The 26,809-nt window shown below is 71.7% G+C and carries 21 protein-coding genes and 1 pseudogene; 7 read left to right on the top strand and 15 right to left on the bottom strand.

Annotation, left to right across the window (positions count from 1 at the left end):
- Positions 1-238 precede the first annotated feature (238 nt).
- Positions 239-907, top strand: coding sequence for a PhzF family phenazine biosynthesis protein (locus tag OG552_RS03555; RefSeq protein ID WP_329129496.1), 669 nt, complete (start codon positions 239-241; stop codon positions 905-907).
- Positions 908-937: 30 nt separating this feature from the next.
- On the opposite strand, the gene OG552_RS03550 is transcribed toward OG552_RS03555, so the two are convergent.
- The 6 genes and pseudogenes from OG552_RS03550 to OG552_RS36375 form a co-directional block, all read right to left on the bottom strand.
- A complete protein-coding gene (locus OG552_RS03550) occupies positions 938-1,801 on the bottom strand; it encodes an LLM class F420-dependent oxidoreductase (RefSeq protein ID WP_329129495.1) in 864 nt (287 codons plus the stop codon).
- A gap of 137 nt (positions 1,802-1,938) precedes the next feature.
- The gene (locus OG552_RS03545) at positions 1,939-3,687 is read right to left on the bottom strand and encodes an MOSC and FAD-binding oxidoreductase domain-containing protein (RefSeq protein ID WP_329129494.1); all 1,749 of its coding nucleotides are present in this window, start codon (positions 3,685-3,687) and stop codon (positions 1,939-1,941) included.
- Positions 3,688-3,802: 115 nt separating this feature from the next.
- Positions 3,803-4,714 (bottom strand): pyridoxamine 5'-phosphate oxidase family protein, encoded by a 912-nt coding sequence (locus OG552_RS03540; protein WP_329129492.1) that lies wholly within the window; start codon positions 4,712-4,714, stop codon positions 3,803-3,805.
- Complete coding sequence (locus tag OG552_RS03535; protein ID WP_329129490.1) at positions 4,711-5,313, bottom strand: CGNR zinc finger domain-containing protein; 603 nt, start codon at positions 5,311-5,313, stop codon at positions 4,711-4,713. Before OG552_RS03535 ends, OG552_RS03540 begins: the two co-directional genes overlap by 4 nt.
- 124 nt (positions 5,314-5,437) lie before the next feature.
- Positions 5,438-6,688, bottom strand: a complete 1,251-nt coding sequence (locus OG552_RS36380) for an FAD-binding oxidoreductase (protein WP_443071137.1) — start codon at positions 6,686-6,688, stop codon at positions 5,438-5,440.
- A 357-nt stretch (positions 6,689-7,045) separates the two neighbouring features.
- A pseudogene (locus OG552_RS36375) lies at positions 7,046-7,723 on the bottom strand (LLM class flavin-dependent oxidoreductase); the annotation flags it as partial.
- A 65-nt stretch (positions 7,724-7,788) separates the two neighbouring features.
- Here OG552_RS36375 and OG552_RS03525 point away from each other — a divergent pair.
- On the top strand, positions 7,789-8,139 hold the full coding sequence (locus OG552_RS03525; RefSeq protein WP_329129487.1) for a winged helix-turn-helix transcriptional regulator: 351 nt from the start codon (positions 7,789-7,791) through the stop codon (positions 8,137-8,139).
- A gap of 43 nt (positions 8,140-8,182) precedes the next feature.
- Here the strand turns inward: OG552_RS03525 and OG552_RS03520 are convergent, their stop codons facing one another.
- Positions 8,183-8,764, bottom strand: a complete 582-nt coding sequence (locus OG552_RS03520) for a GNAT family N-acetyltransferase (protein WP_329129486.1) — start codon at positions 8,762-8,764, stop codon at positions 8,183-8,185.
- 296 nt (positions 8,765-9,060) lie between these two features.
- Here OG552_RS03520 and OG552_RS03515 point away from each other — a divergent pair, with 296 nt between their 5' ends.
- Positions 9,061-9,522, top strand: coding sequence for a DUF5709 domain-containing protein (locus tag OG552_RS03515; RefSeq protein ID WP_329129485.1), 462 nt, complete (start codon positions 9,061-9,063; stop codon positions 9,520-9,522).
- A gap of 97 nt (positions 9,523-9,619) precedes the next feature.
- Here OG552_RS03515 and OG552_RS03510 read toward each other — a convergent pair whose 3' ends face one another.
- Entirely contained in the window at positions 9,620-9,964 is a 345-nt protein-coding gene (locus tag OG552_RS03510) for a GNAT family N-acetyltransferase (RefSeq protein WP_329129483.1), read from the bottom strand.
- A gap of 79 nt (positions 9,965-10,043) precedes the next feature.
- Positions 10,044-11,996 carry a transglycosylase domain-containing protein gene (locus OG552_RS03505; RefSeq protein ID WP_329129481.1) on the bottom strand — a complete coding sequence of 651 codons (1,953 nt, stop codon included), beginning with the start codon at positions 11,994-11,996 and terminating at the stop codon, positions 10,044-10,046.
- Between the two features lie 320 nt (positions 11,997-12,316).
- On the opposite strand from OG552_RS03505, the gene OG552_RS03500 reads away from it, so the two are divergent.
- A complete protein-coding gene (locus tag OG552_RS03500) occupies positions 12,317-13,612 on the top strand; it encodes a hypothetical protein (protein WP_329129480.1) in 1,296 nt (431 codons plus the stop codon).
- Positions 13,613-13,706: 94 nt separating this feature from the next.
- On the opposite strand, the gene OG552_RS03495 is transcribed toward OG552_RS03500, so the two are convergent.
- Positions 13,707-15,905 carry an alpha-L-rhamnosidase-related protein gene (locus OG552_RS03495; RefSeq protein ID WP_329129479.1) on the bottom strand — a complete coding sequence of 733 codons (2,199 nt, stop codon included), beginning with the start codon at positions 15,903-15,905 and terminating at the stop codon, positions 13,707-13,709.
- Positions 15,906-16,308: 403 nt separating this feature from the next.
- On the opposite strand from OG552_RS03495, the gene OG552_RS03490 reads away from it, so the two are divergent.
- The 3 genes from OG552_RS03490 to OG552_RS03480 all read left to right on the top strand — a co-directional run bounded on the left by OG552_RS03490 (position 16,309) and on the right by OG552_RS03480 (position 22,190).
- On the top strand, positions 16,309-20,292 hold the full coding sequence (locus OG552_RS03490; protein ID WP_329129477.1) for a family 78 glycoside hydrolase catalytic domain: 3,984 nt from the start codon (positions 16,309-16,311) through the stop codon (positions 20,290-20,292).
- 177 nt (positions 20,293-20,469) lie between these two features.
- The gene (locus tag OG552_RS03485) at positions 20,470-21,531 is read left to right on the top strand and encodes an NAD(P)-dependent oxidoreductase (RefSeq protein WP_329129475.1); all 1,062 of its coding nucleotides are present in this window, start codon (positions 20,470-20,472) and stop codon (positions 21,529-21,531) included.
- Complete coding sequence (locus OG552_RS03480) at positions 21,528-22,190, top strand: HAD-IA family hydrolase (protein WP_329129473.1); 663 nt, start codon at positions 21,528-21,530, stop codon at positions 22,188-22,190. The genes OG552_RS03485 and OG552_RS03480 overlap by 4 nt, the downstream gene beginning before the upstream one ends.
- Here the strand turns inward: OG552_RS03480 and OG552_RS03475 are convergent.
- From OG552_RS03475 to OG552_RS03455, 5 genes are all read right to left on the bottom strand, one after another.
- Positions 22,174-22,413, bottom strand: coding sequence for a LutC/YkgG family protein (locus OG552_RS03475; RefSeq protein WP_443071136.1), 240 nt, complete (start codon positions 22,411-22,413; stop codon positions 22,174-22,176). The genes OG552_RS03480 and OG552_RS03475 overlap by 17 nt on opposite strands.
- Positions 22,414-22,825: 412 nt before the next feature.
- On the bottom strand, positions 22,826-24,472 hold the full coding sequence (locus OG552_RS03470; protein WP_329129471.1) for a lactate utilization protein B: 1,647 nt from the start codon (positions 24,470-24,472) through the stop codon (positions 22,826-22,828).
- Complete coding sequence (locus OG552_RS03465; protein ID WP_329129469.1) at positions 24,469-25,284, bottom strand: (Fe-S)-binding protein; 816 nt, start codon at positions 25,282-25,284, stop codon at positions 24,469-24,471. Before OG552_RS03465 ends, OG552_RS03470 begins: the two co-directional genes overlap by 4 nt.
- A 121-nt stretch (positions 25,285-25,405) precedes the next feature.
- Positions 25,406-25,633, bottom strand: a complete 228-nt coding sequence (locus tag OG552_RS03460; RefSeq protein ID WP_329129468.1) for a hypothetical protein — start codon at positions 25,631-25,633, stop codon at positions 25,406-25,408.
- A gap of 9 nt (positions 25,634-25,642) precedes the next feature.
- Positions 25,643-26,767, bottom strand: a complete 1,125-nt coding sequence (locus OG552_RS03455; protein ID WP_329129466.1) for an NAD(P)-binding domain-containing protein — start codon at positions 26,765-26,767, stop codon at positions 25,643-25,645.
- Positions 26,768-26,809: the final 42 nt, after the last annotated feature.

Raw genomic sequence — 26,809 nt, 5'->3', positions numbered from 1 at the left:
CGGTATCCGGCCCCACCCGGCGAACCCGCCAAACGGAACCTCAAACCTCCGCCGCCCACCGACTTCCCGCACCCCCTCCCACCTGCGCGGTCACCGGCGCGGCAGCGGCTGCCCGCACCTGCCGGACGACGCCCGGCACGAGGCCCGGCGAAGCCGTGGCATGTAACGAGGATCACGTCGGGTCCGCACGGCCACTGAGGGGTGGGGGAGTGTCGCCGGCGCCTGTTTCAATGCCCCTGTGAACAACGCTCGCACCGACATCGACGTGTTGCGTGTCTTCTGCGGTCCCGCCGGCGACCACGGCAACGCCCTCGGCGTCGTCCGTGACGGCCGGCGCTTCCCCGACGAGGGGTCCCGGCAGACGCTCGCCAAGGAACTCGGCTTCAGCGAGACCGTGTTCGTGGACGACCCGGAGCGCGGGAAGCTGGAGATCTACACCCCGGGGCTGCGGCTGCCGTTCGCCGGACATCCGCTGGTCGGCGCGGCCTGGCTGCTGGACGTGGAGATACTCGAACTCGCCGTCGGGGACGTCTTCGCCCGCGGTGACGGCGAGTTCACCTGGATCACCGCCGAGGCCGGCTGGGCGCCGCCGCGCACCCTGCGGCAGTACGGATCCGCGCAGGAGGTCGACGCGCTGGCCGTGCCCGAGCCGGGGGAGTGGGTGTACGCCTGGAGCTGGCAGGACGAGGCGGCCGGCCGGGTCAGGGCCCGGGCGTTCCCCGGCCGCGGCGACGGCATCGACGAGGACGAGGCCACCGGCGCCGCCGCGCTGCTGCTCACCCACCGGCTCGGCCGGTCGCTCAACATCAGCCAGGGCCGCGGCTCACAGATCCTGACCGCCCCGGGCGCCGACGACACGATCGACATCGGCGGCCGGGTCCGGCTCCAGGAGACCGTGCACCGCTGACCGGCCCGGTTGCCCGCGGCCACGCCGTGGTCAGTCCTCGGCGATGTCCGGCAGGACGGAGGCGAGCAGGTCGATCGTGATCCGCGGATCGGTGATCTCCGAGCCGAAGATGTAGGTGACGGTGAATCCGAGCGCCCGCATCGCGTTGAGCTGCGTGAGCAGGTCCTCCCGGGTGGTGCTGGGGTTGACGGTCAGCAGGGTGGTCTTCTCGATGCTGTCGTAGTCCCTGCCGAGGGTCTGGCAGTGCTCCCGCAGCACATCGAGCTTGTGCCCGGCCTCCGGGCCGCCGAAGATGTTGCACGCGTCGGCGTACTGCGCCACCATCCGCAGCGTCTTGCGCTCCCCGGCGCCGCCGATCAGCAGATACGGGTGCGGCGAGCTGAGCGGCGCGGGCACGTTCAGCGTCCGTTCCAGCCGGTAGTGCTTCCCCTCGTAGGGGCTCTCGTCGTCACCCCACATCTGCAGACAGATCTGCAGCGTCTCCTCCAGCCGCTCGAAGCGCTCCGCGGTGGGCGGGAACGGCAGTCCGAGCCCCTTCGCCTCGCCCTCGAACCAGGCGGCGCCGATGCCCAGGCCGCCCCGGCCGCCGGAGAGCACGTCCAGGGTGGTGATCTGCTTGGCCAGCAGCCCCGGCTCCCGGTAGACGACACCGGTCACCAGCGTGTGCAGCAGCACCCGTTCGGTGTGCGCGGCCAGGAAACCCAGCGTGGTGTACGCCTCCAGCATCTCGTGCTCGGTCGGCCCCACCCCGGTGATCTGCCACAGGTGGTCCATCACGGTCAGCCGGGCGATGCCCGCCGCTTCCGCCTCCCGTGCCGCCCGCGCCAGGTCCGCCCCCAGCCGCGGCGCCCCGCCCGTCCAGGTGAAGTCGGCGATGTGCAACCCGAGTTCCATCAGTGCCATCCCTTGCGTGTGCGGTTTCCGAAGCAGTCCGGTCCGCAGGCCACGGTAGACCAGCTCTCCTGCCGCCGGCCGGGCCGTACCCGCATCGGAGCGCCGAACACCCCCGTGCGGCGCAACCGAGGGCGCCGTCAGAGGTCGAGCACCAGGTCGGTGGTGGGGTCGGAGCAGCAGATCAGCAGATCACCGGGCGCCGGGGGTTCGAGCGGTTCCGGGGAGTAGCGCGCCTGCCCGGACAGCAGCGGGGTGGTGCAGGTGTGGCAGACGCCGTTGCGGCACGACCAGCGGGTGGGCACGTCGCAGGCTTCGGCCAGTTCGAGCAGCGAGCCGTACCGCGGTGACCACGGGGTGGACAGGCCGCTGCGGGTGAAGGTGACCAGCGGGCCGGTGCCGGCTTCCCCCGGCGGCTGGTGCGGTGCGGCGGTACTGGCACCGCTGACGCCCGGGTTGATCGAGGCCAGCGTGCCGAAGAGTTCGCTGTGGACGCGCTCGCCGGGCACACCGAGATCGCCGAACGCGGTCCGCAGGTCGGTCATGAAGGCGTCGGGCCCGCACAGATACGCGTCCGCGTCGGCCGGCAGGCCCAGCCCGGCGAGGGCGTCCGCGGTCAGCCGCCCGTACGTCGCCGAAGGCACCGGCGCGCGCCGCGGGTCGGCGGGCGCGGTGTAGAAGACGTGCTCGTGCGCGTCGGGCAGCGCGGCCAGCAGCTCCCGCACCTCGTCGGCGAAGGCGTGCTGGTCGGGACTGCGTGTGGTGTGCAGCCACCACACCGGGCGGATGCTTTTCGCCGCCGCCAGATGGTGGAGCATCGCGAGTACGGGGGTGGCGCCGATCCCGGCCGAGACCAGCACGACGGTGCGCTCGCTCGCGGTGTCCAGCACGAAGTCGCCGCGCGGGGCGGCCGCCTCCAGCAGCGCGCCGGGCCGCAGCCGGGTGTGCAGGTAATTGCTGACCAGACCGTGGACCTCGCGCTTGACGCTGATCCGGTAGCTCTCGGCGCCCGGCGCGGAGGAGAGCGAGTAACTGCGCACCGGCGGCGGCGCGGGCGCGTCGGACACCCGGACGGTCAGGTACTGGCCCGCCCTGGCAGGCGGCAGCGGACCGCCGTCGGCGGGGACGAAGTAGATCGAGTCGACCGTGCTGCTCTCCGGCACGATGCGGGTGACCCGCAGGCGGCGGAACCCCGGCCACCCCGAGGGCTCCTGGCCGGGCTTCGGGGCCGCCGCGCCGGGCGCTCCGGCGGTCTCGGCCAGCTCACGGAAGGACTGCTGCCAGCCCGGGCTCAGGGCCTCGATGGTCAGCGCGGTCCTGATCATCTCCGGGTCGCGGTCCGGCAGGTAGAGCAGCGCGTCGATGGCGGCGACGCTCAGCGCGCCGGGGCCGGTGCGGACCCGGGTGATCTCGTCGCCCGCCCGGACCTCGCCCTCGGTGATGACCCGGAGGTAGAAGCCGGGCCGGTGGTGGGAGACCAGCAGCGACGGCATGGACGGCTCGCCCAGCCGCATCCCGACCCGGTAACAGGTGACCCGCGGCTGGGTGACCTCGAATTCCGCGTCGCCGATGCGATAGCGGTCCCCGATGCACACCTCGTCGTCGGACAGCCCGTCGACGGTGAAATTCTCGCCGAAGTGACCGAATTCCAGATCGTCGCGGCCGAAGTGCCGGCGCCAGTACGCGTAGGAATCCGCCTGATACACCAGCACGGCCCGCATTTCCCCGCCGTGGCCCTGCAGATCGCCCTGGCCGTCACCGTCGATGTTGAGCCGTCGCACCATGCGCGGGCCCTCGACCGGGGCTTTCCAGATACCGGTGTGAACGGTCCTGCCGCTCCAGGACACATCCTTGGGCTTTCCGACATTGAGGGAGAGCAGCGTCGCCATCGTGCGGCCTCCTGGCGTGGAATCGACAAGGACCCGCCTGCTGATCAAGGCTATATCGCCGGGGCGTGCGGAGGGCGACCGACAACTGCCACGCCGGCGGGGAAAACGTCCGCGGTCAGCCCGCCAGGGGCGGGTTGTACGGCGAATAACCGACGCCGGGCGCGCCGCGCAGCGGGAGCGCGGTGCCGGCGAACCGCTCCGGGTGGAAGCGGACCCGCCGGCCGGTCCCGCCGTCGTCGCCCGGGGCGCCGGGGGCGGTGAACTCCAGCGCCGCGGTCCCGGACAGCTGCAGCGCGCTCCCGGTGCCGAAGTCGATGAAGAGCAGCGCCGCCGCGGGATCCACCGCGAGGTTGCCCAGGCTGTTGAACATGTTGTTGCCCGCGTAGTCGGGCCACCACAGGTCGTCGCCGTCGATCCGGACGAAGCCGGGGGAGCCGCCGCGGTGCGAGGCGTCGGCGCCGCGGGTCGGGTGGCTGGTGCCGAGGAAGAAGGTGTCGGCGGCGGTGATGAGGCGGGTCCGGCCGGCGGTGAATCCCGGGGCGCGGGAAGCCGTCCCCGGCGGCGGGCCGGGCTCCGCGCCGAGCCGGAGATCACGCCGCTGGATGTACTGCGGGCAGTTGCCGTACGCCTGCTCCGCGTCGATCTCCAGGCCGTCGGCGCCGACGCCGGTCAGTGTCCCGTTGACCCGCACCCGGCGGCGCAGGGAGAGGTCGATGGCCAGCAGCCCGACCTCCTGGCCGGCCGGCAGGTCGTGCAGCGGGTCGCCTCCCACCGGGACGGTGCCCACCCTCAGGGTCGTACCGGAACCGTCGAGGAAGCCCGGGTGTCCCGGCAGGGCCGAGACCCACAGCTGCCCGGCACGGTCGCGGCCGGTCAGGACGGCCAGGTCCCGCTGTGCCAGGAAGGCGGCCGCGCCCCCGGTGAGCAGGGCCGGCCGGAGCATGCCTTCGAGGCGGGCGGCGTCGTGTTCGACGCCGGCCCGGCGCTGGACCTCGCGTTCGCCCTCGTGGAATCCCCTGCTGCTCATCGCTGCTCCTGCCTGTGGGTGCGGTCGTAGTGCCGGGCGACGCGGATCCGGTTGCCGCAGAGGTTGGCCGTGCACCACTTGCGGCGCCGGTTCTCGGCGAGGAAGAGCATCGAGCAGTCCGGGTTGGCGCACCGCCGCAGCAGCTCGGCGCGGGCCGGGGAGGTCAGCAGAGCGATCACCTCGGCGGCGATCGCGGCGAGCCGGGCGTTCCCGCCGTACTCGGTGTGCCAGCGGGTCCCGGCGTGCAGCCCGTCCCCGTCCGCCACCAGGCGCGGGCTGCTCGGGGCCGAGGCAGCCGCCGCGTTGATGTCCTCAAGCGCGGCCGGATCGGCGGCGCGCCCTTCCAGGCGCGCGTCGAGCACCTCGCGCACGGCCGTCCGCAGCCGGCGTACCGCCACCGGTTCCGGCACCGGTCCCGGCGGCAGCCGCCGCGCCTGCAGCTCCCACCAGGCCGCACCGGCCGCGGGTGCGGCGATCAGGTCCGCCGGCGGGTCGCCGACGGTGATCAGCGTGTCCGCGAGGTCCAGCGCGACCAGCGGTTCGCCGCCCATGGGGAAGCCGGCGGACTGGAAGTCCTCGACGCCGGTGCTAATGTTCACGCCTCAAGCTTACACATTAGGCGCTGTGTGCTGCGCTGTCGGCGCCCGGCCGGGAACGCGCCGCGGCGCCCGGCCGGATGCTTCCCGGTGGGCGCCGCGGTGCCGGAGGAATGTCAGGGGGATGTCAGGGGGACGGTGTCACGTCGTCCCCGGTCAGGATGTTGAAGTTGTCGCGGAAGACGTTGTCCGGGTCGTACTTCTCCTTCAGGGCGCGCAGCCGGACAAGCGCCTCGCCGGGGAACGCCTGCTGGACCAGTTCCGGTGCGCGGCCGGTCTCGAAACTGAGGTACATGCCGTCGAAGTGGTGGCGCAGCCGCTCCCACTGCTCGTCGAGGCCCGAGGCATTCGTGCCGAAGGAGGCGACCGAGAAGTTCGCCGAGCGGTTCGGGTACGCGGTGGCACCGGCCGGGACGTCGGACACCGCGCCGCCGACCGAGCGGATCTGGAAGAAGTAGGTCGCCCCGGTGGCGATGAGGTCCGCCGCCCGCGCCGCGAACTCCGGCGTGATGTGGTCGATCAGACCGGAGTGCGCGTGCGGCTCGCCCTGCCCCTGATGGTCCCCGCCCTGCACGTTGTGGGCCATGACGGTCGCGTACGGCACGATCTGGATCGACTGGTCCAGCAGCGGCGCGACCGCCGCGAGCGGCTTGAGCCGGTCGAGCACGGTGTCCGGGTCGTCGGAGTCGACGACCGTGAGGACCTGGGCGTACGCGGGCTGCCCGGGCCGCCGGCCGCCGAGGATCACCGAGCTGGTCAGATCGCGCGGCGCCGCCTCGACCGCGGCGCCCCAGGACTCCAGGAACTGCGCGGTGTCGCTCGCGTCGAAGACCAGCTGCGCCCAGGCCACGTCACCGACGACGTCGACCTCGAACTCGAACGCCACCACGATCCCGAAGTTCGCCCCCGCGCCGCGGACTGCCCAGAACAGGTCCGGGTTCTCCTCCGCGCTCGCCCGGGCCGCCGTGCCGTCGGCGAGCACGATGTCGACCGCCCGCAGATGGTCGATGGTGAGTCCGTGTTCGCGTACCAGCCATCCGATCCCGCCGGTGGTGGCGAGCCCGCCGACACCGACCCCGCCGTAGTCGCCGGAGCTGAGCGCCCAGCCGTGCGGGGCCAGCGCGGTGGCGACGTCCATCCACCGGGCGCCCGGCCCGATGCGGACCCTGCGGGTCTCCTCGTCCAGGACCTCGATGGTGTTCAGCGCGGACAGGTCGATGACGATCCCGCCGTCATTGGTGGAGCGCCCGCTGATCCCGTGGCCGCCGCTGCGGACGCCGAGCGGGACCCCGGGCTGCTTACGGGCGAAGGCGAGCGCCTCCGCCACCTCGGCCGCGTCGCGGACCCGCAGCACGAGCCCGGGTGCCCCGCCGCGCATGTACGTGGACCGGACCCGTCCGTAGGCGGTGTCGCCGGGCTCGACCGCCCGCGCCGCCAGGGACGCGGGCAGCCCGTCGTAGTCGATGCCGGGACGCCGCTTCGCGCGGGCACCGGAGCCGCGGACCGTACCGACGGCCGCCCCCGCGCCGCGTTCGGCCGCCACGGCCTCGCGCAGCGCCGGGGCGACCTCCTCCGCGAACTCCTGGAGGACCGCGGGGTCGTCCGAGGCCAGGATGAAGGTGCTCACCCCGTCCTCCAGGACCAGCGGCAGAAGCTCCTCCACCCAGGTGCCGGCCGGACCGGTCAGCGGGCCGGTTCCGTCTCCGGTGAAGGAGCCGGAGATGTTGAGCAGCCGCCGGATCTCCCGCGGGTCGCGGCCGGCCCCGGCCGCCGCCTCGTCGATGATCGCGTTGCCGGTGCGCAGATCGCCGGGTTGCAGTGCGAAGAGGCTGGGCAGCCAGCCGTCTCCCTTGCGCCCCACCAGCCGCTGCATCCGCGGTTTGTACGCGCCGATCCAGAGCGGGATGTCATGCGCCGGCGCCGGTCCGCGCTTGGCGCCGTCGACCTGGTGGTACGTGCCGGGTACGCGCAGCGGGGAGCGTTCCTCCGCGGCCCAGACACCGCGCATGATGTCGATCGCCTCACCGAGGGCGTCGACGGCCTGCCCCGGGGTGAGACGCCGGCCGCCCATCGCCTCGATGGCGTCCCAGAAGGCCCCGGCGCCCAGCGCGAGGTCGAGGCGCCCGCCGGAGAGCAGGTCGAGACTCGCCGCCGCGCGGGCGGTGACGGCCGGAAGGCGCAGCGGGGTGTTGAGCACGTTCGGCGCGACATGGATCCGCTCGGTCCCGGCGGCCGCCCAGGTCATGAGCGTCCAGGTGTCGTGGAAGGACGGCTGGTAGGGGTGGTCCTGGAACGTCACCAGGTCGTAGCCGAGCCGCTCGCTCAGCCGGGCGAGCGCCGGGGCCGTACCGGACGGACTGTTCGTCGGCGTGATGAAGGATCCGAAGCTCAGCGGATGGCGGTAATCGGGCATGGCTCCAGCGTCCTGGCGGGCCGGCTTCCTTGACAAGCGACAGATAAGCGACTTACTTTTCGTAAGTGATTTCCGACTGGCAGCACATCGACGACGAGGAATGCCGCCGCGCGACGTCCGCGATGGAACTGGTGGGCAAGCGGTGGACCTCCGGCGTCCTGCTCGCGGCGACCCGCGGCGCCGAGCGCTTCACGGAGTTCATGGCGATGATCCCCGGGCTCTCCGACCGCCTGCTCACGCTGCGCCTCGGCGAACTGCAGGCGGCCGGGCTCATGGAGCGGGAGGTGATCCCGTCCACCCCGGTCCAGGTCCGCTACCACCTGACCGACCGGGGCCGTGACCTCATGGAGTCCCTGGCGCCGCTGGTGCAGTACGGCCAGCGCTGGGCTGACCGGCACGAGCCGCAGCCGCAGTGATCGCGCGCCGCCGGGGGTGACCGCGACCCCGCCGGCGACGGGCTCAGCGCGGCTTGGGACCCGACGTGTCCAGCTCGCCTTTGCGCAGCCGGTACACCTGCAGCCGCAGGTCGTAGTACTTCTCGGTCTCGCCCACCCACTCCATGCCGACCCGCCGGGCGGTCGCCGCCCCGCGCTCGTTGCGCGGCCGTACCACCGCGAAGAGCTCGTCGATGCCCGCGTCGAAGGCGTAGTAGGCCACCGCGTGACCCGCCTCGGCGGCGTAGCCCTGGCCCTGGGCCGCCTTGGCGAGCTGCCAGCCGATCTCCAGGTCGACACCGTAGGGCGGCAGCGGGAGGAGCGCGGTGCCGCCGATCAGCGCGCCGGTCTCCCGCAGCTCGATCGCCCAGCGGCCCGCCGGACGCTCCAGCACCTCGCAGTTCGCGGTCCAGCAGCCGAGGAGTTCGCGCATCGCCGCCACATCGGTGGTACGCGTCATCGCCGGGGCCAGCCACCGGGTCACGTCCTCGGACCCGTAGACCTCAAGCGCCGCCTCCGCGTCCTCGACCGACCACGGCCGCAGGACCAGCCGGGGGGTGAGGATCCGGGACCCGTCGAGGACGACACCGTGCTCATTACCGGACATGTTCTACGACCGCCTGCCTTCGAAGGTGCTCTGACGGCGGCCGGTGCTCCGGCCCCCGCACGGGTCAGTGACGCGCCCCGCCGCGCCCGGCGGGTCTGTCCGCAGCGTATCCGGGCACCCCGGGGGCGGGCCTTCCGCGGCCCGCCCGATCCGGCCGGTGGGTGGAATCCGGACCCGGCTTCGGTACCGTCGTGCTGTCGTGGCGGGAGCCGGACAGCAGCACGGGCCGCCCGGCCCGGTGCCGGCGTCCGGGCAGGGCGAAGAAGAACGAACAAGAGCGAAGGAAGAGGCCGACAATGACCACACAGGACGACGGCATAGGCCTGGACGGTACGGACGACCCCGGTCTCCTTCCGCCCGAGGAGGGGCTGGACGACGAGGAGACCGACGGCTACCAGGACCAGGGCTACTCACCCGTGGAGCGTCCGCTGGCGGTCGCCGAGTGGGGTCTCACCGCACGGGAGGCGGCCTCGCACGAGGACCTCGGCCACCGGCTCGACCGCGAACTCAAGGACGACGACGCCGGAGCGGACTGGGACGGCCTCGGCGACTCCCCTGACTCCGACGGCGAACTCATCGACGGCGAGGTCGGCGACGTACGGGCCGGCCGGCTGACCGCGTGGGACAGCGAGGACACCGGTCTCGGCCGTACCGAAGCCGACTACTGGGCCCGGGACATCGGCATCGACGGGGGAGCGGCGTCCGCCGAGGAGGCCGCCGTCCACATCGTGCCGGACACCGACGGCGACGCGTACTGAGCCGGCCGGCCCCGGCGTCCCGCCGCGAGTGACGCGCGCTGCCGCTGCCGCCGGTTCGCGGACGGGGGATGACGCCCCTCCGCGAACCGGCGCGCGCTCAGCGGCCCTTGTGGCCGGCGCCCGGCTGTTCCGGATCGATGAGGTCGGCGTACTCCGGATGGGCCTCGATGAACCGGTCCACGACCTCGCAGTAGCTCGTGACGGTGTGGTGCCGGGCCCGCAGATCGTCCAGCGCCGCCCGGACCAGCCGCCCGGAGAGCCCACGGCCCTGGAAGCCGCGCTGGATCACCGTATGGGTGATCACCCGGCGCGAGCCGGCCGACTCGTAGACGAGCACCCCCGCCGGCTCGCCGTCGACACGGAGTTCGTAGAACCGCTCGGCCGGGTTGTCGACCACCTCCACGTGCCCGTCACCAGCGGTGTCCTGCGGTGTGTCAGCCACCCCGAATCCTTTCGTCGGCCTGTCGGGACGACGATACGGGCACCGCGGGGCCGCCGCCGCGAGTGCCGCGGGGACCGGGTCAGCGGATCGACGCCATGTAGCGGGTCCAGATGGCGGCAGGGAAGGCGCCGGCCGCCTTCGCGCCGGGTTCACCGGCCATTCCGGTGAGCGGCCGGACCTCCTGGGAGGCGGGGTCGATCCGGAAGACGGACACGGCCGACGCCACCGTCCGGTCGTAGCCGACGAACCAGCCGGCCCGGTCGCCCAGCGCGGTGCCCGGTGTGCCGGCCAGGCCGGGGCCGGCCGCCGCGACGGATTTCGCGGCGCCCGAACCGACCGCCTGGCGCAGTGCGCCGTCCACCTGTGAGGCGACCTTAGGGGTGAACGGATGGGTGACCCGGGGCTGTTCGAGGCCGATCCGTTCGCCGTCGCGGGTGACCCGCAGCACCGAGTACGGGTCGGTGTGGGTGCCGGCCGCCGCGAAGGTCGCGTAGGCGCCGGCCATCCGGATCGGACTCGGCGTGGAGGTGCCCAGGGAGAAGTCCGGGATCTGCTCCCCGAAGCCGGAGTCGGGCAGCAGTCCGGCGTCGATCGAGGCCCGGCGCACCCGGTCGAGTCCGACGTCCATGCCCAGTTGCACGATCGGGCCGTTGACCGAGTCGGCCACCGCCTGGCGCAGCGGGATCATGCCCCAGGAGCGGTTGCCGGCGTTGGCGGTCCTGACGATCTGCCCGTTGCGGCTCCAGTACGGCCCTTCGGGTGTCTGCACGGGCACCTTGTTGTCGCCGTTGTAGGGCGTGTCCGGGGTGACCCGGGCGCGGGGGGCGCCGCGTTCGCGCACGATGCCGTCGCGCAGGGCGGCGGCGTACACGAAGGGCGCGTACGCCGGGCCGGCCGGCACCACGGAGATGTTGGCGTCGTCGAAACCCTGCTTGATGTAGTCCGGGCCGCCGTACAGGGCCAGGATCCGCCCGTCGGTGGCGACCGAGGCGGCGCCGACCCGGACGTCACGGTCGGCCGGCCGGGTGCCCGGGCGCAGCGTGCTCAGCTGCTGCTTCACCGAGGCCGCAAGCGCGTCCACCTTCGGCTTCTCGAAGGTGGTGAAGATCTGGTAGCCGCCCAGGTCGAACCGCGCGTCGGAGATGCCGCTGTGCGCGGAGACGTAACTGCGCGCGGTGTCCACCAGGTAGCCGGTCTGTCCGGCCAGGCCCGGCGGGGCGGCCGGCGCTATCGGTTCGGGGAAGACCTTGTACGTGGCGCGTTCCTTCGCGGAGAGCCGGCCGATCTCCACCATCCGGTCCAGCACTGTGTTCCAGCGCGCCACCGCCCGGCGGTGGTTGGCCGGACCGATGGACGGGTCGTACATCCCCGCGCCCTTCAGCAGCGCGGCCAGGAAAGCGCCCTGACTGGTGGTCAGCTGGGAGACGTCCTTGCCGTAGTACGCCTTGGCGGCGCGCTGCACCCCGTAGGCGCCGCGGCCGAACCAGCTGGTGTTGAGGTAGCCCTCCAGGATCTGCTTCTTGCTGACCTTGTCGTCCAGCTTGATGGAGATGAAGATCTCGTTGATCTTGCGGGAGACCGTCTGGTCCTGGTTCAGATAGACGTTCTTCACGTACTGCTGGGTGATGGTGGAGCCGCCCTGCGCGTCGCCGCCGGTCGCCATCTTCGTCACCGCCCGGGCGATGCCCTTGGGGGAGACACCGTGGTCGTTGTAGAAGTTGGCGTTCTCGGTGGCCAGCACCGCCCACTGCACCGAGGAGGGGATACGGTCCAGCGGCATCGTCTGCCGGTCGATCGGTCCGACCCGGGCCATCTCGGTGCCGTCCGCCCAGTAGTAGACGTTGTCCTGCTGGACCGCGACGGCGTTGAGGTCGGCCGGGATCGCGGTGCGCGCGTAGGCCACGCCGATGACGGCGACCAGGGCGAGGAACCCCCAGGTGAACAGGAGCAGCGTCTGCCGGAGCGACGGCAGCCAGCGGCGGTACCCGGTGCGCCCCGGCCGCGGGTAGCGCGGGCGCAGGCGCCGCCACACGCTCCGACCCTTTGGTGTGAACAGCCGCGCGAACATTCCGGTCCCCTGCTGGTCATTTGCTGGTCATTTGTTGGTCATTGGCTGGTCATTCGGACACCGGGCCCTCGGGCCCAGGACCGCTGGAGCCTAGGGAGAGCGTCGGACCGTCCCGCGATGAGATCGCCACAGATCTGTAACAGGCACCGGGCGGTCTTGACGGTCACCGTCAACAGCCGTGCGTACGGCGGCAGTTACGGTTCCGTGACCGTTCGGTCCAGTGATCATCACCCGTGGACCGCAAGGTGAGGACTCCGCAGTTCCGTCCGTCAAGAGGTCTCTCCATGCCCCGTTCCTGGATCCGCATCCCCCTGGCGCGCCCAGGACGCCGCACCTATGTCGGCTGCGCCCTGCTGGCCCTGTGCCTGACCGGCGTGCCGGCCGTCGGGGCCGGCGGGGGGAGAGGTGATGCGGCGGACCGCGCGTCCAGTGCCGCCCCCCGGGCGAAGGAGACCCCGGTGCGGCACGCGCCGAAGCCCGGCCCCGCCCCGGCGACGTCCCGCGCGCACACGGTGATCGGCGACGGCTCCACCGCCTACACCGGGCCGCAGCCGGGGCAGCCGGCGCCGGAGAAACTGAAACCGGGTCAGAAACCCCCGCAGTTCGTGGTCTTCTCCTGGGACGGCGCGCTGGAGAACGACGACCACTACTTCTCCCGCTTCCGCGAACTCGCCCAGGCGAACAACGCCGACATGACGTTCTTCCTCAGCGGGATCTATCTGCTCCCGAAGGCGAAGCGGACCCTCTACCACCCCCCGCAGCACGCGCCCGGCGCGTCCGCCATCGACTTCCCCACGGACCAGCACATCAAGTGGACGCTGGAGCAGCTGCGGCTTGCCTGGGAGGAGGGCGACGAGATCGGCACCCACTTCAACGGCCACTTCTGCGCCCCGGACAAGGGCGCCGGCCTCGACTGGAGCACCCAGGAGTGGAAGAGCGAGATCTCCCAGGCGTACTCCTTCGTGCAGAACTGGAAGACCAACACCGGCTTCACCGGCATCCCGCCGCTGCCCTTCGACTACGCCCAGGAACTCGTCGGTGGCCGGGCGCCGTGCCTGGAGGGGCAGGACAACCTGCTGCCCGCCGAGAAGTCGCTGGGCTGGCGGTACGACGCCAGCTCGCCGGGTGACTTCCAGCAGTGGCCGGCGAAGAAGGACGGGGTGTGGAACTTCCCGCTGGAACTGGTGCCCTACCCGGGGAAGGACTTCCAGGTGCTGTCGATGGACTTCAACTTCCTCTACAACCAGTCCGGCGGCGATGTCACCGAGGGGGATCCGGCGAAGTACCCGTTGTGGGAGCGGGAGACCCGGCGGGGGTATCTGAACGGTTTCGAGCGGGTCTACAACGGCAGCCGGGCGCCGCTGTTCATCGGCAACCACTTCGAGACCTGGAACGGCGGCATCTACATGCAGGCCGTCGAGGACGTCGTCAAGGACGTGTGCAAGCGCGAGGACGTGCGCTGTGTGTCCTTCAAGGAGCTCTGCGACTGGCTGGACGTCCAAGACCCCGCGGTGCTGGCGCGGTTGCGGAACCTGGACCCGGGGGAGTCACCGGACTGGACGACCTTCATCACGAAGTAGCGCCTGCGGCGCGGTGGGCGGCCCGGCCGCTCCGGCCGGGGAGTCCGCGGGCGGCGCGCCCGGCCGGGTGGGCCGCGCCGCCCGCGGGGGCGGGTCAGCGGCGGCGGACCGTCACCGTACGGCTGCCGGCCGGGACGCCGGTGAGGACCACGGAACCGGCTTCGGCGCGGGCCCCGTAGGCGCGGGAGGTGCGGTCCCAGGCGGTCCTGCCGTCGACCCGGACCACGAAGGACCTGGCGTCGGTCACCGGGACGGCGATCTCACCGACCGCGCCGGCGGGAGCGTCGGCGGTGAGGTCGAACTCGCCCCGGCCGCGGTCGCGCCAGGACACCGCGATGACGCCGGCCGGGGTGGTCAGCTGCCCTTCGGCCCGGCCCACCCCGCCGGGCTGCGGGGCGATCCGGTAGGTCGCGCTGCCGTCCGCGGCGGGCGCGATGCCGAGCAGACAGAAGGTCAGGGCGGAGGTCGGTCCGGTGGACCAGCCGTGCGCCGCGCTCATGTAGGAACCGGAGTAGTCGGAGGTGCCGTCGGTCCGGTAGCCCTCCCAGAACGTACTGGCCGTGCCCTGCGGGGCGTTGAGCATGTAGCCCCACTCCAGCCGGATCAGGTCGAGCGCGCTGCGGCTGCGGCCGGCCGCGAAGTGCGCGTGCACCTCCATCCCGCCGGGGAAGGGATGCACGGCGGAGTCGCTCTTCTCCGGGGACAGCGCGCCGACGGACGTCCACCGCTTGGTCAGCGCCGTGCTGATGGCGGCTGCCCGGTCCGGGTCGTCCACCAGGCCGAACCAGACCGCCAGCGCGTTCCCGTCCTGCGGGTAGAGGGTGCTGCCGGGCTTGTCGCGGTAGAGGCCGGCGCTCCCGTCCCAGTAGCCGGCGGTTCCGACGGCGGCCTTGAGCGCCGCGGCCTTCGTGGCGGCGGCCGTGGCGGTCGCCGCGTCACCGGCCGCCCGGGCGAAGGGGCCCGCGCCGGTCAGCGCGCGGTACATGATCGCGTTGGCCTCCAGGTTCTTCCCGTCGGAGTCGGCGCGTGCCCAGTCGGCGGCCTGGGTGACGTTCAGCAGGCCGTCGGAGTCGATCTTGGCGGTGATGTAGTCGAGCGCCGCCTTGTACTGGGGGTAGATGGCCGTCGCCCACGCGATGTCACCGGAGAACTGCAGATAGGAGGTCGTCCCGATCAGCGTCCACAGGTGGTAGGCGTCGGAGTTGCCGATGAAGTTCACCGCCGGACCCGCGTACGGGAGGGCCCCGTTGCCGGACTGGTGGTTGTAGAGGGTCTGCAGCGAGTTCCGCACCGTCTGCAGGTCGCCCAGCGAGACATAGTCGGTGAGCACCGAGATGCCCAGGTCGCCCGGCCACACTGTACGGTCCCGCTTGGCCCCGTCCACCAGGACCGTGTCGCCGGACTCGCCGATCCTGGCGCTGTTGTTCCAGCCCACGCCGGGCGGCCCCCAGACGCGGCCCTGGTTGCTCGCCACGATGTTGGTCTGCACGGTGTAGGCGCCCGCGTACCAGATGCGGGTGAGCAGATCGTCGTCGCAGGAGAAGTAGTTGGGGTAGGCCCGCAGGTCCGCGACGTTGGGCGCGAAGGCGATGTTGACCGAGATCCCGGTGATGTCCACCGTCCCGGCCGTCTGGTTGACCACCGTCAGATAGCGGAAGCCGCCGCGCAGCTGGCTCGCCGGGTTGCCGGCCGCATCGGTGCCGGCGGTGGGCACCGAGGTCTGGGTGCTGATCCGGCCGCCCGGCGCCGCCGAGTAGCTGACCGGGGGCTCGTTGTTCGAGCCGCCGTTGGAGCCGTCGCTGGCCGTGGTGCTGATGTAGGTGGACAGTTCGGAGTACGTCAGGCCCACGCTCTGGCCGGGGTCGGAGGTGTCGCCGAAGGTGAGCGTGACATGGCCGCCGACCTCGCGGCCGAAGTCGAGGGTGACCGAGGAGCCCTGGCCGCGCAGCCGGGTGTGGGCCGAGCCGGACTTCTTGATCAGGTAGGCGGGGTTGCCGACGCTGCCGGTGGTGGTGTGGACCGCGACCGGGACGACCGTGCGGCCGGCGGGGGACAGCTTGAAGGTGTCCCACCGTCCGCTAGGCGCCGCACGGCGGGCCGCCGGGCCGCCGCCGTGCGAAGCGCCGTCCGCGGTGGCGGCGCCGGCCGGGGGCAGCGCTGGGGCGCCGTCCGCGGGCGCGGCCACGGACGGGGTGCCGCGCATCCCCGCGGCCACGGCCACCGTGGCCGCGCCCGCTCTCAGCAGCGCGCGCCGCTTCGGCCCCGCGCCGCCCTGCTCCGTGCTGTTCGCCATGCTTTGCTCCCGCTCGCGTAGGTACGGTGCCGCCCGGCCGACCCTCATCAGGCCGCGGCGGCTCGCCTGGCGGCTGGGGTACACGGGGGGCGTCCTGAGGAACTGCCACGGCGCGGCGCGCGCGGACGACCGCCGGGCATCGCACTGTGGATTGAAATGATTCACACCTGGATGCGGCACACGCTATCGACGCCCTGGCCGGAACGGCAACCATGATGCGGGACCAAATTTTCGCGGCAACTCCTCGGAAATGCCAGTAAGTACGGCGAAATCTGCGCCACGTCGCGCCGGTGTCCGGGCAGTTGGCGGGCGGCGATCTTTGTCCTGAGTATTGCCCAGGCGTCGGGCGGCGGGTAAGACATGCCAGGGCAGTGAAACGTTTTTGTGCTGAGGAGGCGTCACCATGGCCGCACCCGGACAGCGAAGAGGCAAACGGAAACGGGCGGTGGTACTCGCCGCGTTCGTCGCGACGGCACTGGCCGTCCCCACCGTCGCCACGGCCGAGCCGTCACACCAGGGAGGAGGTTCCGGCACACCCCTGGCCCCCGCCCAACTGCGGGCCGACGGGCAGGCGTCGGACGTACTGCTCGACCGGACCCGGCCCACTTTCGCCTGGACCGTGCGCGACACGGGACGCGCCGAGGCGCAGACCGCGTACGAGATCCGCGTCCAGCCCCGCCCGGCCGGCCGCGACGACCACCGGGCAGCCGGCTGGGACTCCGGCCGGGTCCGCTCCGCGAACTCCACCGACGTGGCCTACGCCGGACCCGCGCTGGTCAGCGACCACACCTACACCTGGTCGGTCAGGACCTGGAACAAGCAGGGCAAGGCCTCCCCGTGGTCGGCGCCCGCCTCCTTCGACACCGGACTGCTCAACGCGTCCGACTGGTCCGCCTGGTGGCTGCGCACCGACGACGGCGCGCTGACCCGGGGCGACTTCGACGTGTCCAAGCCGGTCGCCCGGGCCCGGCTGTACTTCGGCGCGCAGGGCATCGCCGAACCCCACCTCAACGGCGCCCGGGTCGAACCCTCAGAAGTCCTCGACTCCTCGGTCACCGACTACAACTCCCGGGTCCTCTACCGCGGCCTGGACGTCACCGGGCAGCTCCACAAGGGCCGCAACACCCTCGCCCTGATGACGGCGAAAGGCCAGTTCAGCGGCCAGCCGGTGGTCATCGCGCAGATCGACGTCACCTACACCGACGGATCCACCGCCACCTTCGGCACCGGCCCGTCCTGGAAGACCTCGGCCGGCCCGGTGACCGGCGAGGACTTCTGGTACGGCGAGACCTACGACGCCCGCAAGGCCGCCCCCGGCTGGGACACCACCGGCTACGACGACTCCTCCTGGGCGCCGGTGCACGCGCTGTTCCCCGCCGCGCACCCGCGGAGCCTGGCCCAGGGCAAGCCGGTCACCGCCCTGGACACCACGACCACCGCCGGCTGGTCGCCGGCCGCGCTCACCGACGGCGTCGACGCCTCCACCGACGCCTCGGAGGGCTACCACTCGGCGATCGAGTCGACCCCGGACACCACCAAGTGGGTGCAGACCGACCTCGGCTCCGACCAGAAGCTGCGCACCATCCGGCTCTTCCCGGCCCGGCCCACCAACGACACGGGGGGCGACTTCCCCGGCGCCGGCTTCCCGGTCCGCTACAAGGTCCAGGTCAGTGACGACCCGTCCTTCGCCACCGCGACCACCGTCGCCGACCGCACCGGAGCCGACCAGCCCAACCCCGGCACCTCACCGGTGGACATCAGCACCGACGTCACCGGCCGCTACCTCCGGGTCACCGTCACAGAACTGCGCTGCATCGGCACCAGCTGCACCTTCCGGCTGGCCGAACTCGGCGCCTACGGCGCCCACTCCACCACGGTCCTCGACGCCATGACGGACCTGCGGGCCGATGTCTCCCCGCCGGCCCGGGTCGTGCAGACCCTCAAGCCGGTCAAGGAGACCCGCCCCGCGGCGGGCAAGCGCGTCTACGACTTCGGCCAGAACCACACCGGCTGGGCCACCCTCCAGGCCACCGCGCCGGCCGGCACCAAGGCCGACATCACCCAGGGCGAGATACTCGACGCGAACGGCAACGTCTCCACCACCAACATCAGCTTCTCCGCCTCCGACCCGCCCCGGCAGACCAACCACTACACCTTCAGCGGCGCCGGCACCGAGACCTACACCCCGCACTTCACCTATGCCGGCTTCCGCTACGCCGAGCTCAGCGGGCTGCCCGACGACGCCAAGGTCACCGTGACCGCCCAGGTCGTCCACACCGACGTCCCCACCACCGGACAGTTCAGCACCTCCAACCCGCTGCTGAACAAGATCCAGGACGCGGTCACCCAGACTCAGCTCAACGACCTCGAGTCCATCCCGATGGACTGCCCGACCCGCGAGCGGCACGGCTGGCTCGGCGACGCCGGCGACTCCGACCAGGAGGCGATGAGCAACTTCGACATGCAGTCCTTCTACGACAAGTGGCTGGGCGACATCGTCACCAGCGCCAACGCCGACGGCAGCCTCCCGTCGGTGGCCCCCACCAACGGCAGCCAGGGCTGGGCCACCGACCCGGCGTGGGGCTCGGCCTACCCGCAGATCATCTGGGACTCCTACACCCAGTACGGCAGCAAGCAGCCGATCACCGATAACTACAGCCAGGTCAAGGCGTGGGTCGACTACCTCGCCACCATCAGCGACACCGACCACATCGTGGTCGGCTCGCCGACCTCGTGGGGCGACGACTGGCTGGCCTCCGTCAGCACCCCGCACAGCTACTACCAGACCCTCTTCTACTACCTCGACGCGAACCTGCTGGCGAAGATGGCCGCCGTCACCGGCCACACCGCGGACGCGGCCCACTACTCCGCGCTCGCCGACCAGGTGAGGACCGGCTTCCTCAAGCGGTACTTCAACGCCGCGACCGGCGTCTTCGGCAACGGCTCACAGCTCTCCTACGCGATGCCGCTCGTGCTCGGCCTCGTCCCGGCGGGCCACGAGCAGACCTCACTCGACCGCCTGGTCCAGGACATCGCGGCACACGGCAACCACGTCACCACCGGATTCGTCGGCACCACCTACGTCTTCCAGGCACTCGGCGCCTTCCACCGCAACGACGTGGCGCTCGCCATCGCCGAACGCGACGACGCCCCCAGCTTCGGATACATGGTCGAGCAGGGCCCCGGCACCATCTGGGAGAAGTGGCCGAACTCCACGGCCCCCGACGGCACGTCCTCCAAGGACCACATCGGCCTCGGCGGCTCCATCGGCCAGTGGTACTACCAGCAGCTCGCCGGCATCCAGCCCGGCACCAGCGGCTCCGGGTACAGCAGCCTCACCCTGGCGCCGAGCGTCGTCGGCGACCTGACCCATGTGACGGCCGAACAGCAGACCGTCCGCGGCACCGTCAAGAGCTCCTGGCAGCGCGACGGCAGCACCCTCACCTACCATGCCGTCGTCCCGGTCGGGGCGACCGCCACGATCGAACTGCCGCTGCTCGGCGGCACCGGATCCACCGTCAAGGAGAGCGGACACACCCTCTACGCCGGCGGCCGCCACGCCCAGTCCGCCCCGGGCCTGACCACCGGAAAGGCCACCGACCGGGCGCTGACCCTGACCGCGGGCTCCGGCGACTACACCTTCACCGTCACCGCCCCCCGCACCCCGGTCTCCCACCTCTCGGTGACCGCGGGCACCGCGTCATCGGTCAAGGCCGGCTCCGCCGCCGACGTCAGCGCCGTGATCGGGGCGTCCTCCACCACGCCGGGCTCCGCCGAGCTCACCGCCCAGCTGCCGGCCGGCTGGACGGCGACCACGACCCCGGCACGTATCCCGCTCACCCCGGCCCCGACGGAGACACTCGCCACCGTGCGGATCAGCGTCCCCGCCGACGCCACCGGCGGCGACTACGACATCCCCCTGAAGCTCAGGGCACCGGACGGCACCGTCGCCACCACCACCGCGCACCTTTCCGTCTTCGGCAACTGGCCGGCCGGCACCACCGTGACCGCCTCCAGCTTCCACGCGCCCAACGTGGTCGACGGCGCGACCCGCACCTACGACCCCGCCAACGCCATCGACGGGAACACCGCGACCTTCTGGAACGACGACACCGACAGCGTCTATCCCGACACCCTCACCCTCACGACCCCGTCCCCGGTGACGCTCGGCAGCGTGGCCCTCATCTCGTTCCCCGACGGCGTCCCCACCGACTTCACCGTCCAGAGCTGGGACGGCACGCAGTGGACCACCCGGGCCACCGTGTCCGGCAACACCGCGGTCACCCAGCGCATCCCGTTCACCGCCCCGGTGACCACCACCCAACTGCGGGTCGTGGTCACCGGCGCCCAGAACAGCTTCACCCGGATCGCCGAACTCGCGCCGTGAGCGAGACCCGGAACTCCTGACGCACCCACCACCAACGGGAGCGGCCCCCGCCACACGGGGCCGCTCCCGTTCCCCTGTGCGCCCCCGGCCGCGCCGGCGGCTCGTACGCTGGTCACAGCCGGCCGGCGGCTGCGACGCCGGCCCGGTACGCACCCGCCAGGACGAAATGGGACCGACTTGCCTGCCACAGACCGCCAGGAAAGCGCCGCCACGGCGCCCGGCACACCGCCCAAGCCCTTGGTGGTGCTGCGGCCCGCCCCGCAGAAGACCGACCGCATCTTCACACCCGACACGCTGAACCTGCTCAACGAGGCATTCGACGTCGTCGACCTCTCAGGACGGCCGGAGGCGGAACTCGACGCCCACCTCCCCGACGCCTTCGCCATCGTGGGGCAGCCCGACCTCCCCCGCGAACGGCTGCTGCGAGCCGGGAAACTCAGGGCGCTGCTCAACGTCGAGGGCAACTTCTTCCCGAACGTCGACTACGCGACCTGCCACGAACGGGGCGTGCACGTCCTGGGCTGCGGCCCGGCCTACGCCCAGGCGGTCGCCGAACACGCCCTCGGTCTCGCCCTCGACCTCGCCCGCGGCATCAGCCGCGAGGACCGCGCCTTCCGGGCCGGCCGCGAGTCCTACGTCTTCGCCGGCACCCAGGACTCGATCCTGCTCCGGCACGCCGACGTCGGCCTGATCGGCTTCGGCAACCTGGGCCGGGCGCTGCGCCCGCTGCTGGCTCCCTTCGCACCCACCATCAGGGTGTACGACCCGTGGCTGCCCGACGCCGTGCTCCGCGGCCACGACGTCCTGCCGGCCACGCTGGCCGAGACCCTGGAGGCCAGCCGGTTCCTCTTCGTGCTCGCCACCGTCACCAGCGAGAGCGAACACCTCCTGGGGCCCGCCGAACTCGACCGGATCCCCTCCGGCGCCCGGGTTGTCCTGGTCAGCCGGGCCGCCGTCGTCGACTACGACGCCCTGCTCGACCGGGTCGCCGACGGCCGGTTCCTGGCCGGCGTCGACGTCTGGCCCGAGGAACCCCTGGCCGCCGGGCACCGGGCCCGCGGCATGGAGGGCCTGGTGCTCTCCCCGCACCGGGCCGGCGGCATCCCGCAGGCGTTCACCGAGATCGGCCGGATGGTCCTGGACGACCTCCGCCTCGTCCAGCGGGGGATGCCGCCGGCCCGGATGCAGGTCGCCGCCCCGGAACTCGTCGGCCGCTACCGCAATCGGCCCGTCTCATGACCGTGCTCACCCCCCGCGGCCTGCTCTTCGACTGCGACGGCGTACTGGTGGACTCCGATGCCAGTGTCCAGTCCGCGTGGACCCGGTGGGCCGAGCAGTACGGCTTCGACCCGGAGGTGGTCAACGCCCTGGTACACGGCCGCCGTTCCGCCGACACCGTCGCGGCGCTCCTCCCGGCCGACCGGGTGCCGGACGCGCTGGCGGCCATCGACCGGTACGAAGTCGAGGACGCGGCACAGGTCACCGCGCTGCCCGGCGCCGCCGACCTGCTGTCCTCGCTGCCCGCCGGCACCTGGGCGGTCGTCACCTCAGGGGTACGGGCGCTGGCCAAGGCCCGCCTGGCCGCCGCGGGGATCCCGGAACCCGCCGTCCTGATCACTGCCGACGATGTCCGCCACGGCAAACCGGACCCTGAGGGATATCTCGCCGCGGCCGGCCGGCTCGGTCTCCTGCCCGCCGACTGCGTCGTCTTCGAGGACGCGCCCAGCGGCATCCGGGCGGCCCGGGCAGCCGCCGTCGGCAGTGTCATCGGCATCGGGCCGCGCAGCCGCGAGGCGGAGGTCGACCTGACCATCGACGACCTGCGGCAGGCCCGGTTCACCGCGGGCCGGCTGCACCTCGCCCGTCCTGCGGCGGAGCGGTTCAGCGACTCACGATGATGACGTCGAGGGCGCGGGGGCCGTGGACGCCTTCGATGCGGGTGAGTTCGATGTCGCTGGTGGCGGAGGGGCCGGAGATCCAGGTTTGGGGGCGGGTGGGGTTGAGGCGGGGGAGGGCTTGGGGGAGGGATTCGACGATGTGGTCGGGGGTGATGATGCAGATGTGGTGGTCGGGGATGAGGGTGATGGCGCGGTGGCCTTGGTCGGGTGAGGCGTCGAGGATGATGGTGCCGGTTTCGGCGATGGCGAGGGCGCTGTGGGTGATGACGGTGTCGATGGTGTCGAGGGTGTGGGGGTCGGGGTGGGTGTCGGTGGTGGTTGTGGTGAGGGGGTGGTGGTGTGGGTGAGCCAGTGTGGGGGGAGGCCGGGGGGTGTGATGGCTCGTTGGGTGCCGTGGTGGGTGAGGAGGTTGGCGATGGTGTGGGGGAGGTGGGTTTCGGTGGTGCGGTGGACGGTGGCGCGGTAGTCGGTGAGGTTGTCGGCGAGGAGGTCGGTGGTTTGTTGGGGGGTGCGGTGGGCGTGGGTGGTGAGGTAGTTGCGGGGGATGGTGGTGGGGTCGGGTGGGGTGGTGGGGGTGGGGGTGCCGAGGGCTTGGCGGATGCGGCGGAGGATTTCGTCGCGGCTGGTGTTGGTGGTCATTGCTGAGGTCCCCCGTCGGTTTGCGTGTTGGTGCCGGTGCCGGTGCCGGTGCCGGTGCCGGTGCCGGTGCCGGTGCCGGTGCCGGTGCCGGTGCCGGTGCCTGCTGTGCCGGTGTCTGTGCCGGGGCCTGTTGCTGTTTCTGATCTGGTGTCTGTTCCTTTTCCGGTGTTGGTGGTGGGGGGTGTTTGGTGGTGGTGTTGCCACCAGTGGCGGAAGGTGTGTGGGGGGAGTGGGGGGAGGTTGCGGGTGTCGGTCCAGTGGTGGGCGGGGCCGGGGAGGTGTTGGGGGTGGAGGTGGCGGGTGTGGGTGGCGAGGTTGTGGGCGTGTTGGAGTGCGGTGGGGTGGTTGAGGGTCCAGCGGGTGGCGCGCATGGTGGTGCGTTCGAGGCGGTGGCCTTTGGCGGGTTGGATGGTGGTGCGGGTGCCGTGGGTGGTGGTGGGTCCGCCTTGGGTGATGCGTTCGCGGAGGTGGACGAGGACTTGGGGGATGTTGATGGCGACGGGGCAGACGTCGTAGCAGGCGCCGCAGAGGGTGGAGGCGTAGGGGAGTGAGGTGTCGAGGGGGGTGGTGGTGCCGCGGAGTTGGGGGGTGAGGATGGCGCCGATGGGGCCGGGGTAGGGGGAGCCGTAGGCGTGGCCGCCGGCGCGTTCGTAGACGGGGCAGACGTTGAGGCAGGCGGAGCAGCGGATGCAGCGGAGGGCTTGTTGGCCGGTGGTGTCGGCGAGGGTGTCGGTGCGGCCGTTGTCGAGGAGGATGAGGTGGAAGGTGTGGGGGCCGTCGTGGGGGGTGGTGCCGGTCCACAGGGAGGTGTAGGGGTTCATGCGTTCGGCGGTGGAGGAGCGGGGGAGGGTTTGGAGGAAGACTTCGAGGTCTTGGTAGGTGGGGATGATTTTTTCGATGCCGGCGATGGTGATGAGGGTGTCGGGGAGGGTGAGGCACATGCGGCCGTTGCCTTCGGATTCGAGGATGACCATGGTGCCGGTTTCGGCGATCATGAAGTTGGCGCCGGAGATGCCGATTTTTGTGTTGAGGAATTTTTCGCGGAGGTGGAGGCGGGCGGCTTCGGCGAGGTCGGTGGGGTTGTCGGTGAGGTTGTCGGGTGCGGGGCGTCCCCAGTGGGTCATGTGGGTGGTGAAGATGTCGCGGATTTCGGTGCGGTTTTTGTGGATGGCGGGGACGAGGATGTGTGAGGGTTTGTCGTTGGCGAGTTGGACGATGAGTTCGGCGAGGTCGGTTTCGTAGGCGTGGATGCCGGCGGTTTCGAGGGCGTGGTTGAGGCCGGTTTCCTGGGTGGTCATGGATTTGATTTTGACGACTTCGGTTTCGCCGGTGTTTTTGATGATCTGGGTGGCGATGGTGTTGGCTTCGTTGGCGTCGAGGGCCCAGTGGACGGTGCCGCCGGCTGCGGTGACGGCTGCTTCGAGTTGGAGGAGGTAGTGGTCGAGGTGGTGGAGGGTGTGGTCTTTGATGGCGGCGCCGGCGGCGCGGAGTTGGGGCCAGTCGGTGAGTTCGTTGATGGCGGTGGCGCGTTTGGTGCGGATGGTGTGGGTGGCGTGGGTGAGGTTCGCGCGGAGTTGGGTGTCGCGGGTGGAGTCGTGAGCGGCTTTCGGGAACGACGGCAACCCCAGATACGTACCGCTCATCGCTGTTCTCCTACGGTGCTTCCGGTGGTCACATGGACGGGCCCGGCCTGATCGGGCAGTTCCAGCGGACGCTGCTCCGTACTGGCCAGGATCTCCGCCAGGTGCACCGGGCGGACGCGGCTCTTCTGCCGGGACATCATGCCGCCGAGGTGCATCAGGCAGGAGTTGTCGGCGGCGCACAGCACCTCGGCGCCGGTGGACTCGGCATTGCGGACCTTGTCGTCACCCATCGCCGCCGACACATCGGGATTCTTCACCGAGAACGTGCCGCCGAAGCCGCAGCACTCCTCCGCGCCCTCCAGTTCACGCAGTTCGATGCCCTTGACCGCTTCCAGCAGCCGCCGGGGCCGGTCGCCCAGACGCAGCATCCGCAGCCCGTGGCAGGAGGGGTGGTAGGTGACCGTGTGCGGGAAATAGGCCCCCACATCGGTCACCTTGAGCACATCCACCAGGAACTCGGTCAGTTCGTAGGTCTTCGGCACCGACAGCGCGGCGGCTTCGGCGAGTTCGGTGCCACGTCCTTCCGCCGCGGCCTTCGCACCGATCAGCGGGTAGTTGTCGCGGACCATCGCGGTGCACGAACCCGACGGCGTCACCACGTAGTCGTAATCCGCGAAGGCGGCGGCGTACCGGCGGACCAGTGGCTCGGTCTCCCACCGGTAGCCGGTGTTGAACTGGGGCTGTCCGCAGCACGACTGGGCCGGCGGGAAGCCGACCTCGACGCCGAGCCGTTCCAGCAGGGTGACGACCGCCCGCCCGGTGTCCGGGTAGAGCAGGTCGTTCACACAGGTCACGAAGAGGGCTACGCGCACGGGCACTCCCCGGCGCTCAGGGGCGGGCCGGGCAGATGACGATCACACATGCGCCCATACTGCCGCAACGGTTGGCTGCTGGGAAGCAGACATCCGATGTCTCTTCGGGGTATTCGGTGGCCTACTGATGCCGGCCCTCGGGACGGCCGCCGCCGCTCCCGCCAGGACCGGACTCCGCCAGCAGCGACAGTGCCGCGCTCAGTACGGCGACCGCCGCCGGTACGACCACGGCGGGCCACCCCACCGCACCCAGCAGGGCCGCCACGACCAGCGCCACCGCGGCCAGTGCGGCGACCGCGGACACCCCCGACAGCACCGACAGCACCGTCTTCCAGCTGTGTGTCCCCATCCCCACAACCTAGAGGCTGGCGCCCTCCCGCGCCGGGGCAATACGGGGACGATCTCCGCCGGCCTTCCGGGCCGCCAGCAGATCGCGGATCTCACGGACGGCGGTGCGGCCGGCCCGGTTGGCGCCGATGGTGCTCGCCGAGGGGCCGTAGCCGACCAGGTGGATCCGCGGGTCCTTCACCACCCGGGTGCCCTCCATCCGCACGCCGCCGCCCGGCTCGCGCAGCCGCAGCGGCGCCAGATGGTCGAGCGCGGCCCGGAAGCCGGTCGCCCACAAGATCACGTCCGCGTCCAGGGTGCGGCCGTTCGCGCAGGTCACACCGTGCGGTGTGATCCGTGCGAACATCGGCTCCCGGTGCAGGATGCCGCGGGCCTGCGCCTTCCGTATCGCTTCGGTCGCCGCGAGCCCGGTGGCGGAGACCACGCTCTGCGGCGGCAGGCCCCGCCGGACCCGCTCCTCGACCCGGGCGATCACCGCCCGGCCCCAGTCCTCGTCGAACGGCATGTCCTGGAAGACCGGCGGCCTGCGGGTCACCCATGTGGTCCTGGCGACCTCGGCCAGCTCGATGAGCAGCTGCACGGCGGAGGTGCCGCCGCCGACCACCACCACATGCCTGCCGGCGAACTCGGCCGCTCCCCGGTAGCCCGCGGTGTGCAGCTGCCGCCCTTCGAAGGTCTCCTGACCCGGGTAGTACGGCAGGAACGGCCGGTCCCAGGTGCCGGTGGCGTTGATCAGCGCCCGCGCCGACCAGACGCCCGCGTCGGTCTCCACCCGGAGCCGGCCACCGACATCGTCCCGTACCGCGAGCACGTCCACCGGCCTGCGCACCCGCAGATCGAAGGCGGCCTCGTACCGGGCGAAGTACGCGCCGACCACCTCGGCCGACGGCCGGTCGGGGTCCGCGTCGCCGAGCGGCATGCCGGGCAGCTCGTGGACGCCGTGCGCCTTGGCGAAGGTCAGCGACGGCCAGCGGTACTGCCAGGCGCCGCCCGCGCCGGGAGCGTGGTCCAGCACGACGAAGCCGGTGCCGGGCTCGTAACCCGTCCGGCGCAGGAAGTACGCCGCCGACAGCCCGGCCTGCCCGGCACCGACCACCGCCACCTCGACGTTCCGCACGCCACCCGAGTCGTCCATGTCTGGTGCAACTTCGGTCTCCGGGGAAACCTTCCCGGAAGA

The organism is Streptomyces sp. NBC_01476 (assembly GCF_036227265.1).
GTDB lineage: Bacteria > Actinomycetota > Actinomycetes > Streptomycetales > Streptomycetaceae > Actinacidiphila.
The sequence above is the reverse complement of the archived record's forward strand: the minus strand, read 5'-3'. Positions and strand labels throughout refer to the sequence as shown.